Annotated in this window: 17 protein-coding genes; 7 read left to right on the top strand and 10 right to left on the bottom strand. The window is 72.3% G+C overall.

Annotated elements, in window-relative coordinates; translation table 11 throughout:
- Positions 1-5: 5 nt before the first annotated feature.
- Both AB0937_RS34895 and AB0937_RS34890 read right to left on the bottom strand, forming a co-directional pair.
- Positions 6-2,393 carry an RICIN domain-containing protein gene (locus AB0937_RS34895; protein WP_366717642.1) on the bottom strand — a complete coding sequence of 796 codons (2,388 nt, stop codon included), beginning with the start codon at positions 2,391-2,393 and terminating at the stop codon, positions 6-8.
- 369 nt (positions 2,394-2,762) lie between these two features.
- Complete coding sequence (locus AB0937_RS34890) at positions 2,763-3,632, bottom strand: helix-turn-helix domain-containing protein (protein WP_366717749.1); 870 nt, start codon at positions 3,630-3,632, stop codon at positions 2,763-2,765.
- A gap of 192 nt (positions 3,633-3,824) precedes the next feature.
- Between AB0937_RS34890 and AB0937_RS34885 the strand changes: the two genes are divergently transcribed.
- Positions 3,825-4,667: a phytanoyl-CoA dioxygenase family protein gene (locus AB0937_RS34885; protein WP_366717640.1), complete on the top strand. Its 843-nt coding sequence runs from the start codon at positions 3,825-3,827 to the stop codon at positions 4,665-4,667.
- A gap of 16 nt (positions 4,668-4,683) precedes the next feature.
- On the opposite strand, the gene AB0937_RS34880 is transcribed toward AB0937_RS34885, so the two are convergent.
- The 3 genes from AB0937_RS34880 to AB0937_RS34870 form a co-directional block, all read right to left on the bottom strand.
- Positions 4,684-5,652, bottom strand: coding sequence for an aldo/keto reductase (locus AB0937_RS34880; protein WP_366717638.1), 969 nt, complete (start codon positions 5,650-5,652; stop codon positions 4,684-4,686).
- A 106-nt stretch (positions 5,653-5,758) separates the two neighbouring features.
- On the bottom strand, positions 5,759-6,295 hold the full coding sequence (locus tag AB0937_RS34875) for a flavoprotein (protein WP_366717636.1): 537 nt from the start codon (positions 6,293-6,295) through the stop codon (positions 5,759-5,761).
- A 25-nt stretch (positions 6,296-6,320) separates the two neighbouring features.
- A complete protein-coding gene (locus AB0937_RS34870) occupies positions 6,321-6,779 on the bottom strand; it encodes a nuclear transport factor 2 family protein (RefSeq protein WP_366717634.1) in 459 nt (152 codons plus the stop codon).
- A 92-nt stretch (positions 6,780-6,871) separates the two neighbouring features.
- Here AB0937_RS34870 and AB0937_RS34865 point away from each other — a divergent pair, with 92 nt between their 5' ends.
- Positions 6,872-7,423, top strand: coding sequence for a TetR/AcrR family transcriptional regulator (locus AB0937_RS34865; RefSeq protein ID WP_366717632.1), 552 nt, complete (start codon positions 6,872-6,874; stop codon positions 7,421-7,423).
- Between the two features lie 9 nt (positions 7,424-7,432).
- Here the strand turns inward: AB0937_RS34865 and AB0937_RS34860 are convergent, their stop codons facing one another.
- Together AB0937_RS34860 and AB0937_RS34855 are read right to left on the bottom strand one after the other, a co-directional pair.
- On the bottom strand, positions 7,433-7,630 hold the full coding sequence (locus AB0937_RS34860) for a ferredoxin (protein ID WP_366717630.1): 198 nt from the start codon (positions 7,628-7,630) through the stop codon (positions 7,433-7,435).
- Between the two features lie 12 nt (positions 7,631-7,642).
- Positions 7,643-8,839 carry a cytochrome P450 gene (locus AB0937_RS34855; protein ID WP_366717628.1) on the bottom strand — a complete coding sequence of 399 codons (1,197 nt, stop codon included), beginning with the start codon at positions 8,837-8,839 and terminating at the stop codon, positions 7,643-7,645.
- Between the two features lie 380 nt (positions 8,840-9,219).
- Here AB0937_RS34855 and AB0937_RS34850 point away from each other — a divergent pair, with 380 nt between their 5' ends.
- Both AB0937_RS34850 and AB0937_RS34845 read left to right on the top strand, forming a co-directional pair.
- On the top strand, positions 9,220-9,852 hold the full coding sequence (locus tag AB0937_RS34850) for a LysE family transporter (RefSeq protein WP_366717626.1): 633 nt from the start codon (positions 9,220-9,222) through the stop codon (positions 9,850-9,852).
- A gap of 103 nt (positions 9,853-9,955) precedes the next feature.
- Positions 9,956-10,405: a nitroreductase family deazaflavin-dependent oxidoreductase gene (locus AB0937_RS34845; protein WP_366717624.1), complete on the top strand. Its 450-nt coding sequence runs from the start codon at positions 9,956-9,958 to the stop codon at positions 10,403-10,405.
- An 86-nt stretch (positions 10,406-10,491) separates the two neighbouring features.
- Here AB0937_RS34845 and AB0937_RS34840 read toward each other — a convergent pair whose 3' ends face one another.
- Positions 10,492-11,538, bottom strand: a complete 1,047-nt coding sequence (locus AB0937_RS34840) for a cation diffusion facilitator family transporter (protein WP_366717622.1) — start codon at positions 11,536-11,538, stop codon at positions 10,492-10,494.
- Between the two features lie 13 nt (positions 11,539-11,551).
- On the opposite strand from AB0937_RS34840, the gene AB0937_RS34835 reads away from it, so the two are divergent.
- Together AB0937_RS34835 and AB0937_RS34830 are read left to right on the top strand one after the other, a co-directional pair.
- Positions 11,552-12,577, top strand: a complete 1,026-nt coding sequence (locus AB0937_RS34835; RefSeq protein WP_366717620.1) for a glutathione S-transferase C-terminal domain-containing protein — start codon at positions 11,552-11,554, stop codon at positions 12,575-12,577.
- 34 nt (positions 12,578-12,611) lie between these two features.
- Positions 12,612-12,908, top strand: a complete 297-nt coding sequence (locus tag AB0937_RS34830; RefSeq protein ID WP_358963032.1) for a DUF4235 domain-containing protein — start codon at positions 12,612-12,614, stop codon at positions 12,906-12,908.
- Between the two features lie 326 nt (positions 12,909-13,234).
- Here the strand turns inward: AB0937_RS34830 and AB0937_RS34825 are convergent, their stop codons facing one another.
- Positions 13,235-13,627, bottom strand: a complete 393-nt coding sequence (locus AB0937_RS34825; RefSeq protein ID WP_366717617.1) for a VOC family protein — start codon at positions 13,625-13,627, stop codon at positions 13,235-13,237.
- A gap of 79 nt (positions 13,628-13,706) precedes the next feature.
- The gene (locus AB0937_RS34820; protein ID WP_366717615.1) at positions 13,707-14,171 is read right to left on the bottom strand and encodes a pyridoxamine 5'-phosphate oxidase family protein; all 465 of its coding nucleotides are present in this window, start codon (positions 14,169-14,171) and stop codon (positions 13,707-13,709) included.
- Between the two features lie 712 nt (positions 14,172-14,883).
- Between AB0937_RS34820 and AB0937_RS34815 the strand changes: the two genes are divergently transcribed.
- Positions 14,884-16,566 (top strand): hypothetical protein, encoded by a 1,683-nt coding sequence (locus tag AB0937_RS34815; protein ID WP_366717613.1) that lies wholly within the window; start codon positions 14,884-14,886, stop codon positions 16,564-16,566.
- The last annotated feature ends 241 nt before the right edge of the window (positions 16,567-16,807 follow it).

Below are 16,807 nucleotides of genomic sequence, written 5' to 3'. Positions count from 1 at the left end.
CCGGGTCAGCGGCGGCCGCCTCCGCCGTGGCCCCCGTAGCCGTAGCCGGGGTAGCCGTAGTCCGGGTTGCCGTACCGACCGTCCGGGTCGCAGTAGTAGCCGTAGCGGTCGCAGGGCGGCTCGGTGGCGTCCGGGCTGCTCGGTGCCGGCCGCGGGGCCGAGGTGGCCGGGGACGGGGCCGGTGCGGTCCCGGGCGTCTTCGACGGTGTCGGCGTGGGTGTGGCGCGGGCGGCCGGGACGGTGGCGTTCCAGTTGACGGCCTGCATCTGGAGGTCGGCCTTGACGGTGTCGATCACCCAGCGCTGGACCTCGTCGTCCTGACGGGCCTTGACGACCAGGGCTCCCGAGCCGTCGGTGGCGGCAGGCGCGAGGGCGAGGTCCTGGTCCCAGCGGGGCACCAGGGCGCCCTGGAGGGTGAAGTCGTAGCGGATGTTCTTCGGGTCCGGCCGGGAGGGGCCCGAGCAGGGAGCCAGCCGCACGGAGTAGCCGAGCCGCGAGTCGAGGCACAGGTCGGGGTCGGCGCCGTTGCGCAGCAGTCCGTCGGTCTCGTACGTCCACTGCTGGGCGGCGTCCGCGGAGCAGGTGGTGAGCTCGGCCTCCCCGCCCTGGACCGCCTTCTCGCCCTCGATGCCGACGCACAGGTCCGAGGCGACGTTGTGCAGCCGGCCGCGCAGGGCGCCCTTCTGTGCGTCGCCCGCGCCGGTCCGGGACGGGTCGGTGGTCGCGCCGCCCGCTCCGGCGTCGGGTGCCTCCCCGGCGGGCCGGTCCCCGCCGGCCGGGGCGCTGTCACCGGAGTCGCCGGTGGACCACAGGACCAGAGGCAGGACGACGAGGCCGCTGACGGTCAGGATGCCCGCGGTGAGGTTGCGCCGCCGGGCCGCGCGGCGGGCCGCCCGGTGGGCGGCTCTCCGGGCGGCCGTGCGCGCGCCTTCGGGCCGGTGGCGTGGGGGCGCGGGCGGTACGGTGCGGGCCGGTGCGGGGGCAGGTGCCGCACCCTCGGCCATGGGCGGGAACGGCGGTGCGGCCGCGGGGCCGCCCGGATCGGTGAACGACTCCCCGACCGCCCCGGCGAGGGCGACCGGGTCCGAAGAGACCTTGTGGGCCGCACCGGTGACCGGGTCCTGGACGGGGAAGGCCGCAGGAGCCGAGCCGTCCGGGGCCCGCAACGCGTCATGTGCACCTGCGGTCGCTCCGGGGAAGGTCTCGTGCGCCGCACGAACCGAGTCCGGGAATCCCTGCGGTGCAGGACCGGCCGGGCCCGTGAAGGCCTCACGCGCGGCACCCGCCGGCCCCGGAAAGATCTCACGCGCCCCACCCGTCGGCCCCCTGAAGGCCTCACCCGCCGCACCGGCCGGTCCGGGAGAGGCCCCGCGCGCCGCACTCGCCGGGTCCGGAATGATCTCGTACGCCAGCGGGTCCGGGTCCGGGAAGACCTCGCGCGCCAGGGCCACCGGGTCCGGGAACAGTGCGCGCGCCGCTACGGCCGGAGCCTCGGCGCCGGCCGCACCGAACGCACCGGCTGCTCCGCGGAGTCGCCCGCGCTCCGCGGCACTCTCACCCGCCTCCCCCAGACGGGCCTCCGCGTAACCCCGCCCGCCCCAGCCCAGCACCGCTTCCGACAGGGCGACGCCGAGACCGTGGTTGAACTGGTCGAGCTGGTCCGCTGCGACGCTGCAGTGTCCGCACCCCTCGATATGCGCGCGTAGATCGGGGTCGATGTCGAGACCGCCGCGCCGGTACGTCACGTCGAGCAGGCGCAGATAACGCCGGCACTCCTCGTCGGGGGCGAGTTCGCGATGGAGCTGGAGGCTCTCCTCGCGCAACCGGTCCCGGGCCCGGCCCAGTTCGACGCGCGCGCCCTCCTCGTCCAGGCCGAGCAGTCCGGCCGGGGACGTCAGCGGTTCGGCCTCGACCTCGACGTGCCACAGCAGGCACCGCGCGGACTGGGGCAGCCGCTGGAAGGCCCCGGACAGCAGGCGCCGGTGCCGCGACGGCAGCAGACGGGAGGCGGGCCGCTCCCCCTCGCCGGTCCCGGCGAGCAGCTCGGGGTGGAGCATGTCGCAGCGGTGGTCCCCCGCCCACTCGGCCGCGATGCGCCGCACGGTGAGCAGCAGATGGGGCCGCCACGCGGACGTCGGGCCGTTCTGCCGGAGGGTCTCACCGAAGAGCCGGGTGAAGGCCGCAGTGGTGAGCATGCCCGCGGAGCGCGGGCCGTCGGTGCACAGCCGGGCGTACGCGAAGGCCGCCTCCCAGTGCCGGTCCAGCAGTTCGCCGACGGGGTGGAGCGCGGGGGTCGCCCCGGTCCACTTCCTGAGCTCCGCGCTCAGTTGCTCGTCCGTCGCACCGAACCCGCGGGCCGAGGCCGGAGAATTCGACGGGCCTGCGTCTTTCACGGCTGCATTCCTCTCAAGGACATACGGAATAAAGTCCATACCAAGGGGTATGCCGGCCGGCGGCCTCGCGCATACGAAAGAAAGGCGTGAGGGGGCACGCCGACAGGGCACACCTTTGCACAGGTCAGGGACAGGGAACAAGCCATCGCGCGATTTCGCGCATGACGACTGCGACCAGCGCTTTTTGACAAGAAGTCAACGAGCGCAGCGAAAGGCATTTCCGTGCCGTCTGCCCCTTTAGCGGCTCACATTTGCCCGCTCTCGCCAGCCGTACGGTAACCATTGGGCCGCCTCCTGAGCAGCAGCTCACGCGGTCGGCGGCGATTCCGCGCCGGCCTTTCGAGGCCGGCGGCGGAACCAATAGCCCGCTCAGCCGGGCGTGCCGCCGCGCGTCGCGCGGTACGCCCCGGGCGGCTCCCCGTAGCGCGCGCGGAAGACGCGGTTGAAGTGGAACGGGCTGACGAACCCCGAGGCGGCGGCGACGCGTTCCACGGGCAGGTCGGTGCCCTCCAGCAGCCGGGCTGCATGGCGCAGCCGCGCCTCACGCAGCGCGCGCATGGGCGACCGGCCGAGCCGGCTGCTGAACAGATGGGCGAAGCGGGACGGTGACAGCGCCACGCTCTCCGCGAGCGAGCGGACGGTGTGCGGGGCACCCGGGTCGGCGTCGATCAGCTCCTGGGCGCGGCGGATCCGTTCGTCGAGGCCGGGCGGGGGTTCCGCCGGCCGGGCACCGGCGGCGGTGAGGAGGACGATCTCCTCCAGCGCGCACAGGGCAAGTTCGCGGGCCGCGCTGCCGTGCGCCACGGCGACCTGCCCATGCGGCGACGACGCGTCCGGCGGCGACTCCTCGGGCGGTGCTCCGGTGCCGGTCCAGCGGGCGTCGGCGTGCATCCGCCGGAACGCCGCCCCGACGCGGCCCCGCACCCCGGCCGGGACCGAGGTGACCACGTACATCCCGTGCCCGGTGTCGTAGGGCCGCAGCCACGCGGCCCAGGACGGGCGGGCCTGGCAGTGCGCCCACCAGAACCGCCAGTGCCGGGCGCCGGGTTCGACGCCGTAGCCGTGCGGGACACCCGGGGCGAGCACGACCAGGGCGCCCGCGCCGGCCGAGGTGCGCGCGTCGCCCTGCCGCAGCCGGCCCACGCCTGCCGTGGTCCAGGTGAAGAGCCAGCTCGCCGATCCCTGCGGGCGGTTGACGCCGTAGCCGAACGGCTGGTCGAAGTGGCCGAGCACGACCAGCCCGGGCGGCGGCGCGGGATCCCCGCTGGTCGCGGTGGCCACGGTGGTCGTCGCGGTCGCGGTGGCCGCGGCGTTCTCGCGGTGCCCCTCGGCAGCAGTCACAGGCAATCCGTCAGCGCCCACGGGCATCCTCCTCGGCGGCCGGTCGGCCTAGCGTTCCGTACCGACGACACCCGACCGAGGGGAGTGTTCATGACCGTCACGGGCAACGGGGCCACCGGTCCTTCCATTCTGGACCCCGCCGGGCTCCGGCGGTACCGGGAGGAGTTCGAGGAGGACGGATTCACGGTGGTGCGCGGGCTCTTCGGAGCCGATGAGACGGAGCGGCTGTGCGGCGAGTTCGCGGCGCTCAGGGCGGCCGGTCCGGTACCCGGGCATTTCGAGCCCCGAGCGGCGGACGGGCCGGACGCCGATCCCCTGCACGTGTGGCCGCGGGTGATGCACCCGCACGAGATCAACGACGCCGCGCGTGAGGTCCTGCTGGACGCCCGGCTGCGGACGGTCCTGGAAGTGCTCCTCGGCGAGGAGGTGCTGGCCGCGCAGAGCATGTTCTACTTCAAGCCGCCGGGAGCCCGGGGGCAGGCACTGCACCAGGACAACTTCTACCTGCGGGCGGAGCCGGGCACGTGTGTGGCGGCGTGGGTGGCCTGCGACGTGATCGACCGGGAGAACGGCGGGCTGGAGGTCGTGCCGGGCACGCATCTCATGGACCTGTTCTGCCCGGAACTCGCCGACCGGGAGGTGTCGTTCGCCCGGGAGTACGTTCCGCCGCCAGAAGGGCTGACGCCGGTCCCCGTGGACATGGCGCCGGGGGACGTCCTGTTCTTCAACGGGAGCCTGGTGCACGGGTCGCAGCCGAACCGGGCGGCCGAGCGGTTCCGGCGGTCGTTCATCGGCCACTACGTGGGGCGTTCGGCCGAGCGGATCGGGCGGTTCTACCGGACGCTGGCGATGAGCGGGGCGAGGGTGGAGCTGGCGGAGAGCGAGGGGGCGGGGCCCTGCGGAACGGAGTTCGCGCCGCAGGGCCCGCACTGACCTTCGGGACGTGCGTTCAGTGCCCGGCGATGGGGTGGGGGCCGTACGGGGCCTGGAGTTCCTCCAGCTCCTTGTCGCTCAACCGGAGCTCGACGGCGGCCACCGCGTCCTCCAGGTGCCCGGGCATGGACGCGCCGACGATCGGTGCGGTCACCGTGGGCTGGTGCAGCAACCAGGCGAGGGCGACCCGGGCGCGGGGAACACCCCGTTCGCCGGCGATGCGGGTGACCGCCTCGACGATGGCGCGGTCGCCCTCCTGGTACAGGCTGCCGCCGAAGGCGTCGGTGGCGCTGCGCTCGGTCGTGGTGTCCCAGTCCCGGGTCAGACGGCCGCGGGCGAGCGGGCTCCAGGGCAGCACGCCCACACCCTGGTCCGCGCACAGCGGGAGCATCTCGCGCTCCTCCTCGCGGTAGATCAGGTTGTAGTGGTTCTGCATGGAGACGAAGGGGGTCCAGCCGTTCAGACGAGCGGTGTACTGGGCCTTGGAGAACTGCCAGGCGTACATCGAACTGGCCCCGATGTAGCGGACCTTGCCCGCCTTGACGACGTCGTGCAGGGCCTCCATCGTCTCCTCGACCGGGGTGTCCGGGTCGAAGCGGTGGATCTGGTAGAGGTCGACGTAGTCGGTGCCGAGGCGGGTGAGGCTCTGGTCGAGCTCGGTCATGATCGCCTTGCGGGACAGACCGCCGCCGTTGGGGCCGGGCCGCATCCGGCCGTGCACCTTCGTCGCGAGGACGATGTCGTCGCGGCGGGTGAAGTCGCGCAGGGCCCGGCCGACGATCTCCTCGCTGGTGCCGTCGGAGTAGACGTTGGCCGTGTCGAAGAAGTTGATTCCCGCCTCGACCGCCTGCCGGATCAGCGGGCGCGAGGCCTCCTCGCCGAGGGTCCACTCGTGAGTGCCGCGGCCGGGCAGACCGTAGGTCATGCATCCCAGACAGATCCGCGAGACGTCCAGGCCCGTCGAACCGAGCTTCACGTACTGCATCGTTGCTGCTCCTGCCTTCGGGAGGGTTCCAGGGGGAGCGTACGGGTTCGTGTGCGCTCGAAGACGCGCCCCGACGGGCAGTACGAGTGCGGCCCGGGTTGGTCCGTCAGCGGCGTTCGACCAGGTCCAGAGCCCGATTCCACCCGAACTCCGGCCGGTTGCCGTCCTCCCCGGGCCCACCCGCGTACGGTTCCCCGAACCGCACGCCCATCCCCCGCAGCCGTTCGAGGCTGTCCCGGTAGGCGGGATGGGCTGCCAGGGCGTCCGCCACGCACGGCAGGACGGCGATCGGCACCCCGAGCCCCGCGACCTCGCACAGGGTGCCCAGAGCCAGGGTGTCGGCGATGCCTGCCGCCCACTTGTTGACGGTGTTGAAGGTGGCGGGCGCGACGACCACGGCATCGGGCGCCGGGAACGGGCGCGGCTCGCCGGGCGAGCGCCACGCGGAGCGTATGCGGCGTCCCGTCAGGGCCTCGACGGCGGCGGTGTCGAAGAAGCCGTTCAAGGCGACGGGCGTCGCGATGACGCCCACCTCCCAGTCCCGTTCCTGCGCGGCGGTGATCAGCTTGTCGACGTCCTCGGCGATGCCGGCGGCGCAGACGACGACGTAGAGGAAGGGCTTGCGGGCGGCCTGGTCAGTCATCCGGAAACCCTAGCGACTCCCCGGCTCACCGGACGGGGAAGGTGTCCTGACGTTCCGACTCGGGGCGGGGGCCGAAGATGCGGCGCTCGCGCTCCTCGATCCGCACGTCGTCGATGCTCGCCTCGCGCCGGGTCATCAGGCCGTGCTCGTCGAACTCCCACAGTTCGTTGCCGTAGGAGCGCCACCACTGCCCGTCCGTGTCCCGGCACTCGTACTGGAAGCGGACGGCGATGCGTTTGCCGTCGAAGGCCCACAGCTCCTTGCGCAGGGCGTACTCCTGCTCGCGCTCCCACTTGCGGGTCAGGAACCCGGTGATCTCGGCGCGGCCGGTGACGAAGGTGTCGCGGTTGCGCCAGACGGAGTCCGGCGAATACGCGAGGGAGACCTTGTGCGGGTCCCGGGTGTTCCAGGCGTCTTCGGCGGCCTGGACCTTCTGTGCGGCGGTCTCGCGGGTGAAGGGCGGCAGCGGCGGGCGGTCGGTCATGGTTCCTCCCTGACAGCAGAGGAGAACGGCCGTTCTCCTCGGTGGCTGCTACCGTAGGAGAACGCTCGTTCTCGAGTCAAGGAGGGCCGGAGATGGACAGGGCAGTGGCCCGGGAGCGGGCGCTGGACGCCGCCGAGGAGCTGTTTTACGGGAGGGGTGTGCACTGCGTCGGGATGGACGACGTGCGCGGCACCTCCGGGGTTTCGCTCAAGCGGCTCTACCAGCTGTTCCCGGCGAAGGAGCAGCTGGTCGAGGCGTATCTGGAGCGACGCGACACGCGCTGGCGCGGGGAGCTGGCCGAGTACGTCGGGCAGCGGCCGGAGCCCGACGAGCGGATCCTGGCCGTGTTCGACTGGCTCGGGAAGTGGTTCGGCGAGCCGGGTTTCCGCGGCTGTGCGTGGCTCAACGCCTACGGCGAGCTGGGCGCCACCTCGGAGCGCGTGGCCAGCCAAGTGCGGGCGCACAAGCGGGCGTTCCGGGAGTATCTCGGAGCCCTCGTGGCCACGGCGGGACGGCCCGACGCGCTGGCCGGCCAGCTGTTCCTGCTGGCCGAGGGTGCCATGGTCACGGCGGGCGTCACCAGGAGCGCCGAGCCCGCGGCCGAGGCGCGCGAGGCGGCCCGGCGGCTCCTGGGCGCCGGATGAGTTCCTGGGTCAGCTCACCTGCTCGGACACGGTGACGGCGCCGACCGGACACGCGCGGGCAGCCTCCCGCACCAGCGGGCTGCCGCTGTCCTCGCCGCCGGGCAGCAGGGTGCTGTACCCGTCGTCGTCCTGGGTGAACACGTCCGGGGCGGTCAGGGCGCACTGGCCCGCGCCGATGCAGACGTCCTGGTCGATGTCGATGTGCATGTGCGCGAGCCCTTACCAGGTCACGGGGAGTTCGAGCATCCCCTGGATGGTGTCGCCGGGCTTGAAGGGGATCTCCTCGGCCGGGGCGGCCAGGCGCAGGCCGGGCAGCCGGTCGATGAGGCTGTGCAGGGCGATCTCCAGCTCGGCGCGGGCGAGGTTCTGGCCGAGGCACTGGTGGATGCCGAAGCCGAACGCCACATGGTGCCGGGCCGGACGGCTCCAGTCGAGCGTGTCCGGGTCGGGGTAGACCGTCTCGTCGCGGTTGATGACGGAGGTCGCGAAGACCACTCCCTCGCCCTTGCGGATCGTCGTCCCCGCCACCTCGATGTCCTCGACGGCAAGGCGCAGCATGGCGTCGGCGATCGACAGCATCCGCATCAGCTCCTCGACCGCTGCGGGCAGGAGCCCCGGGTCCGCGCGCAGCTCGGCGAGCCGCTCGGGGTGCTGGAGGAGGGTGAAGGTGCCGAGCGAGATCATGTTGGCGGTCGTCTCGTGGCCCGCCACCAGCAGAATCAGGGCCATGGCGATCAGGCCCTCCCGGTCGAGGCCGCCCTCGCGCAGTTGGCGGTGGACCAGGTCGTCCAGCAGGCCGCTGCCCGGCTCCCGCTGTTTGCGGTCGATCAGTCCGCCGAAGTACGTCTCCAGCCGGTCACGGGCGTCGAGTACGTCGGCGGTCTCCGGGCCGCGCAGCAGCCGCCGCGACTGGGCCTCGAAGAAGTCGTGGTCGGCGTACGGGACGCCGAGCAGGGCGCAGATCACCATGGACGGCACGGGCAGCGCGAAGGCGCTCACCAGGTCCGCGACCGGGCCCTGGGAGATCATCGCGTCGAGCCGTTCGTCCACGATCTGCTGGATGCGTGGCCGGAGTTCGACGGCCCGCTTGAGGGTGAAGTCCCCGACGACCATCCGCCGCTGGGCACGGTGCTCGGGGTCGTCGACGCCCAGCAGGGCCGTTCTGCGGTTGCGGATCCCGGCGAAGCGCTGGGTGGGGGCGGGGAAGCCGGGCCGGCCACGGTTGGACGACAGGCGCGGGTCGGCCAGCAGCGCGCGGGCGGTGGCGTGCCCGCTGACGAGCCAGGCCTCGCGGCCGTCGAAGAGGGTGATCCGGGTCAGCGGTCGTTCGGTGCGCAGCGCGTCGTAGGCGGCCGGCGGGTGGTAGGGGCAGGTCCGGCTCTGGGGGAACGCGACGGGTGCGGTCGTTTCCGTCATGGAGACCTCGCAGACGAGTAGTGCGTCGTGCCGATCTTCATTAGATGCCCCAGGCATCTATAGGGCGACGCGAAGTTCGGCCAGATCGCGGACGCCGCCAACATGGCCGGGGAATGCCGTGCTGCCGTTCGAACGGCAGCGGCCGGGGGCCGAGCCGGGCCAGCGGATCGGGTGCCTGGCGCCCGTTCGCGGAGCCGTGCCCCGCCCCGGGCACCGAGGAGGCGGCGCGGGTGCGAAAACCGGTTGTCGGAACGGCCGGCCAAGCCGCAGGATCCGGCCATGCCTACGTTCACCGTCCTCCTGTCGCTGTCCGCCGCCGCGTCCGCCGCGCGCCGACAGCAGCAGTCCGGCCGCCGCGGAGGACCGACGCCGCCGCGGTCATGATGCCCGCGCTCGTCGCGGGGCTGCTCGCGGGGTACGGCATCGCCGTCCCGGTGGGCGCCGTCGGGACCTACCTCGTCTCCCTCACCGCCCGCACCACCTTGCGCACCGGTGTCTGCGCGGCCCTCGGCGTCGCCACGGCCGACGGGCTCTACGCCCTCGCGGCCACCCTCGGGGGCACGGCGGTGGCGTCCGTGCTGTGGCCGGTGCTCGGGCCGCTGCGGTGGATCTGCGTGCTGGTGCTGCTCGTGCTGGCGGCGCGGGGCGCGCTGACCGCGCTGCGCGAGTACCGCGGCCACCGGCTCGCGACCCGGTCGGCCCCCGCTCCCCCGAGCCCTGCCCGGGCCTATCTGGGGCTGCTGGGCATCACCTTGCTCAACCCCACCACCGTCATCTACTTCGCTGCCCTCGTAGTCGGATCCCGGGCCACGAGCCCGGCCGGTGCACTGGAACAGGCCGTGTTCGTCGTGGCCGCCTTCGCCGCCTCCGCGAGCTGGCAGGTGCTGCTGGCCGCGAGCGGGGCGCTGCTGGGGCGGGCGCTGACCGGCCGTCGGGGACGGCTTGCGACGGCATGGGGGGCGAGCGGGGTGATGACGGCTCTCGCCGTGCGGATGGCGCTCGCACCGGGATGAGGTGCGCTCCCGGCCGGATCCCGCGGGTACGGATGATTCGCCGGGGCACGGTTGTTGACGGCAGATGGCGATGAGCCACGGACGCGACGATGGGACGGATGCCATGCCGCTCGAAGGCGAGTACGAACCCAGCCCGACGCAGTGGGTGCGCAAGCAGGTGGAGCTGTACGAGAGCTCCGGCGGTACCGAGGGGACGACGTTGCAAGGCTCGAAGATGCCGGTCGTCGTCCTGACCTCGCGCGGCGCCAAGAGCGGGAAACTGCGCAAGACACCGGTGATGCGGGTGGAGCACGAGGGACGGTACGCAGCGGTGGCCTCCCTCGGCGGATCGCCGAAGCACCCCGTCTGGTACTTCAACCTGCGCGCCGATCCGCACGTGGAGCTCCAGGACGGACCGGTGAAGCAGGACATGACCGCGCGCGAGGTCACGGGCGAGGAGAAGGCGGCCTGGTGGGAGCGGGCCGTCGCAGCCTATCCGGCCTACGCCGACTACCAGAAGAAGACGGACCGGGAGATTCCGGTGTTCGTCCTGGAGCCGGTCGAGGGCGGCTGACGGCGGGCCGGCTGCCCGGTGCGGGCAGCCGGCGGAAAAATCTTCCGCGCGTGTGCGTGAACCGGCCGCGACGGGGCACGCGAGGTTCAGGCCCCGCCGCGCTCCCCCGTCGCGGCGGGGCTTTGCGCTGCCTCGCCGGCGGGACGATCGGTCACGTCGAGGAAGATCTGGTCGGCCTCGGGCACCGTCCGGGCTATGGACCGCTTGATGCGGACGGCGACCTCCTCCACACGCTCGCTGTCCAGGCCGGGCACCAGGTCGACGCGGGCGGCCACCAGGGCCGTGTCGAGTCCGGTCTTCATCGTGAACAGCGCCTCCACGCTGTCGATCTCGGGCTGTGCCCGCAGCAGCGCGCAGATCCGCCCGCTCGCCTCGGGGTCGGCCGCCTCGCCGATCAGCTGGTCGCGGGCGTCGCGGCCCAGCCGGAAGGCCACGTAGACGAGCAGCGTGCCGATCGCGAGTGAGGCCGACGCCTCCCACACCGCCTGGCCGGTGACCATGTGCAGCGCCATGCCGATGATGGCCAGGGTGACGCCGAGCACGGCGGTGCCGTCCTCGGCGACGACCGTCCGCAGCGCCGGATCGCGCAGCCCGGAGCCCGCGCCGCCCTGCCGTCGCACCTGGTAGAGCGCCCGCAACAGCGAGCCGCCCTCCGCGAGGAGGGCGACGCCGAGCACGATCAGGCCGGCCACATAGCCGCTGAGCTTCTCCTCCGTCTCGCTCGTCAGGGCCTCGAAGCCCTGGAAGAAGGAGAAGCAGCCACCCATAACGAAGATCCCGACGGCCGCGAGCAGCGACCAGAAGAACCGCTCCTTGCCGTAACCGAACGGGTGACGCCGGTCGGCGGGGCGGCGGCTGCGGCGCAGTGCCGCGAGCAGGAAGACCTCGTTGAGGCTGTCGGCCACCGAGTGGGCCGCCTCGGACAGCAGGGCCGGTGAACCGGCCGCGAGTCCACCGATGGCCTTGGCCACCGCGATCACCAGATTGGCCGCGAGCGCCACCAGCACGGTGACGCGTGTCTTCTGATCACTTCCTTCATCTGTCACCTCCGCCGATTGCCCCGGTCGGGGGTACTCACACCGTGCCGTCGACGGAAAACGGGGAACGCGTTCACCAGGGCCCACGTACGGCAAGGAGGTCACCCCCATGAGCCGCGACGACGGCGACGACGGCAACACCGACTACGGAAGGAGGGCGTTCAAACGGTCCAAGGCGCATTTCGCGGACCGGATCACGGCGGACGGCCGGGACGGCTGGCCGGTGGAGGCCGGCCGCTACCGTCTGGTCGTCAGCCGTGCCTGCCCGTGGGCGAGCCGGTCGCTGGTCTCCCGGCGGCTGCTCGGCCTGGAGGACGCCCTGTCCCTGGCCGTCGCCGACCCGATCCAGGACGACCGCAGTTGGCGTTTCACGCTGGACGAGGACGGGCGTGACCCGGTCCTCGGCATCCGCTATCTCAGCGAGGCCTACGACCGCCGGGAGAGCGACTACCCCGGCGGGGTCAGCGTGCCGGCGATCGTGGACGTGCCCAGTGGGCGGCTGGTGACCAACGACTACCAGCAACTCACCCTCGACCTCGCGACCGAGTGGACGGCCCTGCACCGGGAGGGCGCACCCGACCTGTACCCGGACAAGCTGCGCGACGAGATCGACGAGGTGATGGCCGACGTCTACCAGGACGTCAACAACGGCGTCTACCGGGCCGGTTTCGCCTCCGGGCAGGAGGAGTACGAGGCGGCCTGCGCCGGGGTGTTCCGGCGGCTGGAGCTGCTCGCCGGGCGGCTGGAGCGGCAGCGGTACCTGGTCGGCGACACGATCACCGAGGCGGACATCCGGCTGTTCACCACGCTGGTCCGCTTCGACGCGGTGTACCACGGCCACTTCAAGTGCAACCGCTGGAAGCTGACGGAGAACCAGGTGCTCTGGGCGTACGTCCGCGACCTGTACCAGACGCCGGGGTTCGGCGACACCGTCGACTTCGACCACATCAAGCGCCACTACTACCAGGTGCACACGGGCATCAACCCGACCCGCATCGTGCCGCTGGGCCCGGACCTGGCCGGCTGGCTCACCCCGCACCGCCGTGAGGAGCTGGGTGGCAGGCCGTTCGGTGACGGCACACCGCCCGGGCCGGTCCGCGCCGAGGAGCGCATCCCGGCGGCGCACACCCCCTGACCACACTCACCCCCTTAGCGATCAAGGAGCTCCCGTGGCAAAGAAGAAGAAGATGTCCCTCGCGTACAAGCCCCTGGGGTTCGTGCTCGGCTGGTCGGGCGGCTGGCTCTCCGGGCTGGCCTTCCGCAAGACGTGGATGGCGATCCGGCACGAGGAGGACGCGCCGGACGCACTGGACAAGGACCGTGGCTGGGGCGAAGTGCTGCTGGCGGCCGCGATCCAGGGCGCGATCTTCGCGGTGGTGCGCAGCGCTGTGGACCGCGCGGGCGCCAAGGCCATCGAGCGTTCGACCGGCACCTGGCCGGTCGGCGAGAAGGGCGGCCGGGACTGACACGGCCATCCGGCCCCGCCCAGCGGCTGCCGGGCGGGGCCGGCCTCGTTTCCTGCACCTGTCCCGGGCGGGCAAGCAGGCGCCCGGAGCCCTGCCGCGCTGCCACCCCTCCGTCCCGGGCCGGCGGCGCGGGCGGCCGGAGCCCTGCCGGGCCGTCACGTACCTCTCCCGGTCAGGCAACGCGGGCCACCGGAGCCCTGCCGCGCTGCCACCCCTCTGCCCCGGGCCGGCGGCGCGGGCGGCCGGAGCCCTGCCGGGATCCCTCGTCCCTGGCGGTGTCACCGGCCCGGACCTCACCCGACCGCGCTGTTCGTCGTCCTCGCGGTTCAGCCCTGCTTCGGTGCCGTCGGGACGGTGCGGCGCAGGGTGAAGGAGTGGCCTGCCGGGTCCGCGTAACCGCGTTCCTCCAGAGGGCCGGAGGGCTCCTTGGCCTCCAGGGGGCGGCCGCCGAGGCTGATGACGCGGCGCTCCACCGCGTCGAGGTCGTCCACCACGAACTCCAGATGGGCCTGGAGGGAGTTCTCGGGGCGGGGCCAGCTGGGCGGGGTCGCGTTGACGTCCCGGCGCAGCGCGATCCGGAAGCCGTCGGCGCTCTTGATCTCGACCCGGTTGGCGGTGGCGTCCGACTCCTCCCCCTCCAGCAGTTCCTTGTAGAACTCGGCGAGCTTCTCGGGCTCGGCGCAGTCGAGCACGAGGACCCCCGCTTTCACCAGTGCCATGTCTCCTCCGCAGGATTCCGGGCGCGGGGCGGTCGTGCCCCGCGGCCCTCTCCCTTGCGGATATCCCGGTGCGGCCGATTCAGTCGGTCTTCAACCACCGTCCGTCACGCATGAGTTCGCGTCCGTCGAGTTCGTCGGCCTCCTGCCAGGCCTGAATCCGCCGTGGCACGATCCGGAAGTACAGGTACGGCGTGGCGAGCCGGCGGGGGTCGAACCCCGTCTTGGCGGCGAAGAGTTCGGCGTCCTGTTCGGTCAGTTCGCCGGGCTGGACGGTCTCGACGACGCCTTCGACCATGACGACGTCACGGGTCGGCCCGATCCCCACCCGGGCCCGGCCGGACGCGGCCAGGTTCCGTCCGGTGGGGCTCGACGCGGGCGTGGCGAACAGCAGGTACGAGCCGTTCCAGAGGAAGGACAGCGGGACGAGGTAAGGCGTCCCCGACGCGCCGTCAGCCGTGGCGACCCAGGCGTCCACGTCATGCTCCAGCCGGTGCAGTGTGTCCTTCTTGCGCTGCTCAGCGCTGCGTACGGGTGCGGACGTCATCGCGGGTGCGCCTCCCTGGGAGTCGTGAAACGGACTCGGACCAGTGTGGCGTGCCAGGACGCCGGAGGCCCCGCGGACAAGCCGGGCCCGGTGAGGGAGGACGGAGTGTACGCAGCTCAAGCGCCGTCCGCCGTAACCGAGATCACGGTGGTGTCACGGAATGGCGCAATCCCGCCGTGGGCAGTCTCGTACCGCTTCTCGGTTCAACGTTCGGACTGCGAAGCCGAGTTCGAGTGTGCGGCCGGTGACGACACCGTCCGCTCGCAGGGGCGGGGGCTCTGCGGTCCGTCTCCCGGAAGGAAGCACATGCCTCAGGACGTCCGGTTCGACCCGCCCTTCGACACCCCGGTCGGCCACCCACACGCCCCGGGCGAAGCAGCGCGTCCCGGATCCGGTGGTCGTGCTGCACCTGACCGGCCGCGGGTGCTTCCTGATCAACACGGCTGAGGCGGCGAGGCAGGTGCCCGCCGTGCAGCAGGAGCGCCCTCAACGCAGCAGTCGTGCCCCTCGCGGTCGTGCGTAGCGGGAGCCCAGAGCCGGTCGCGTGAGTCCGGCTGCCCGGCGAGGCCGTCGCGGAAAGTACAGAAGATTCCCGGACACGGCCGGTCAACGACCACGGTCGACCGGTTCCGTTGTCATGACCACAGCTTTTTGGGAGACCGGTGTGAAATCTCGAGTCGCAGGTGCTGTTCCGAAGGCGTCCGCCGAGAGCTTGATCCCAGCGCAGCCAGGCGCCCAGCTCCAGCCCACGGAGGCGGGAACCGCCCTGACCCGGCTGCTGGTGGAACGTGTCAAAGGGAGCACGGAGGAGTACCGGAGGTGCCAGGACGCCGCCCGGCAGCGGCTGGACGCACTCGGATCCGCCGGATCCAGCACCGCGCTACGCGTGGAGGGTGCCCTGCATCTGGCGCGGCCCGCGTTCCTCCCGCCCGACGAGGAGGGCTACGCCAGGTTGAGGCGTCTCGACGCCGGCCTGCGCGTGATAGGAGAGGCCTTCCCGCAAGTCGGCACCGATATCGAGGTCTGCAGACTGACCTGCACGATGCTGGAGGGAGCCTGGAGGACCCGGGCACTCGCCCCGCCGCGCGAGCAGGAGCAGACAGCCGCCTGCACCTGCCCTCTGTGCCGCCGCCTGCCGACTCCCCCGGCACGCACGCTGGACGACTATCGCTGGCGGCACAGCGCCGGTCGCCCCCTCACCGTCAAGAACTGGCCGCACCGGCGGGAGCTCGACAGTGTCCTCACCGGTGGCTGGTCCTGGACCCGGCAGATGAACGACCTCGAGCGAGACCTCGGCCACCGCCACCGCTTCGAGGACGACATCCTCGTCTTCCACGAGTACAAACGCGTGATCGACACCATCGACACGAACCGCCTCACCCAGCACGTCGAAGAGCGCCTGGCCGAGAACTTCAGCACCAACAGTGCGCGGGCTCTGGTCTCCGGCCTCTTCGCGGCCCACAAGCGGTCCGTCGACGAGTACTGGCTCCAGCAGCACGACGCGGGCAACGTCGTACTCCCCCAGACCAACCCCCTCACCCAGAGCACCTACTCGATCCTGCAGATGCTGGACTGCCTTTTCTGGCACGTCGCGCCCGACACCGAACTATGGCAGGAGGAGAACCTCGCCTCCCTGCTGCTGTGTCGCGCCATCGACGACATGGCCGACGTCCGGGCCGACGCCCTCACCGGCGAGATCAGCAACTTCTGGCTCGCCGACATGCCCACCCACACCAAGGCCCTCTACGCCGCCTGCGCCATAGCCATCGTCAAGTACGGCTGCATGCCCGAGGCGCACGACCCGATGTGGAACACCTGGCTGATGACCACCACGGTCGTCTGGATGGGGCTCACGGGCCGCCACGCCCTGTGGTTCGACGGCATCACCCAGGGCCTCCCCCGGGCCGAGGACTGCCCGCTGTGCGACCTGCAGCCCACCCCGTGCAGCGGCATCCTCACCCACGGCACCACCCTCACCATCGCCCCGCGGCGCACTGTCGCGAGCCTGAGCCCCCGGGCCGCCGAGCTGTCCGCGCGCTGCCGGGTTCAACACCCTCAGGCATGGGCCCTGTTCGACACCGAGCTGCGTGCCTTCGAGGCACTGCACGGCCCCTGGCACGGCAACACCGACAGCGCGTGGGAGATCCTGCGCCGCACCTACATCGCCGCCGTGGAGGCGTCCATCGCCGAACCGTCCCTGGAGCGCGCCCGTCAGATCCAGGAGGACGCCGGGCTGGTGGGCTCCGAGAAGTTCCACACCCTGCACGACCCTCGGACCGGCAGGGAGGACACCGCCCTGCTCGCCTACATGTTCGGCGGCGCCCACCCGCATTTCCTCTGGAACGCCACGGGATACCGGCCCACGGGCGTCGCAGGCGACTGGCTCGACGGCTGACGCCTCGATCCTGAAGGCCCCGGGCCGCTGCTCGCACCCGCCTGGTGGGGGTACCGGCCCGGCCTGTGCCCGGCCCCACCGCGGACGCGAGAGCACGGCCAGGGCACGGCCGTGTTCGGCCTGCGCCCACGCACGGCGTCGGCGTGGCCTAGTGCCGCGGCAGGCAACGTTCGCCCCGTCGCGACGCCCGGCACGCCCTCTCGCCGCACCGGCCGAAAGCCCGAGTACGCCCCGTACGAGG

The sequence above is a fragment of the Streptomyces sp. NPDC047880 genome, from assembly GCF_040706515.1.
Taxonomy (GTDB): Bacteria; Actinomycetota; Actinomycetes; order Streptomycetales; family Streptomycetaceae; genus Streptomyces.
The sequence above is the reverse complement of the archived record's forward strand: the minus strand, read 5'-3'. Positions and strand labels throughout refer to the sequence as shown.